General features: G+C 42.6%; 2 tRNA genes and 1 rRNA gene. All 3 read left to right on the top strand.

Going from position 1 to position 530, the window contains the following annotated elements:
* Positions 1-74 (top strand): 16S ribosomal RNA (locus tag IQR33_RS02300); the annotation flags it as partial.
* Positions 75-169: 95 nt separating this feature from the next.
* Positions 170-245, top strand: a tRNA-Ala gene (locus tag IQR33_RS02295).
* Positions 246-255: 10 nt separating this feature from the next.
* A tRNA-Glu gene (locus IQR33_RS02290) sits at positions 256-331 on the top strand.
* The last annotated feature ends 199 nt before the right edge of the window (positions 332-530 follow it).

Raw genomic sequence — 530 nt, 5'->3', positions numbered from 1 at the left:
CTTTGTGGTTCATGACTGGGGTGAAGTCGTAACAAGGTAGCGCTAGGGGAACCTGGCGCTGGATCACCTCCTTAAACGATGATTATTGCGATGAGTGTCCACACAGATTGATATGGTTTAAATTTCAGAGCAAAATTGGTTCTGCATAAAATGCTGAAGCAATTTATGTGGGGCTATAGCTCAGCTGGGAGAGCGCTTCGCTGGCAGCGAAGAGGTCATCGGTTCGAACCCGATTAGCTCCACCACATACTCAGTGTCCCGTTCGTCTAGAGGCCTAGGACACCGCCCTTTCACGGCGGTAACAGGGGTTCGACTCCCCTACGGGATACCATCTTTAAACATTCTCTCTTGAGAGTTTTTAAAAATGGTTACTTCATAAGAAGTGATTAGCTCTTTAACAATTTGGAAAGCTGACAAAACAAACTTTTAAGTTTGTTTGTAAAGTTCTCAATGTTTGTCTTTATGACAAACACCAAAAAACACATTCAAGTGTTCTTGGGAATATCACTTTTACAGTGATTATTCGAAAT

This window comes from Vibrio sp. OPT46, assembly GCF_015163535.1.
In the GTDB taxonomy this organism is placed as follows: Bacteria; Pseudomonadota; Gammaproteobacteria; order Enterobacterales; family Vibrionaceae; genus Vibrio; species Vibrio alginolyticus.
Note: the sequence above shows the minus strand (reverse complement) of the source record. Positions and strands in the feature narration are given on the sequence as shown.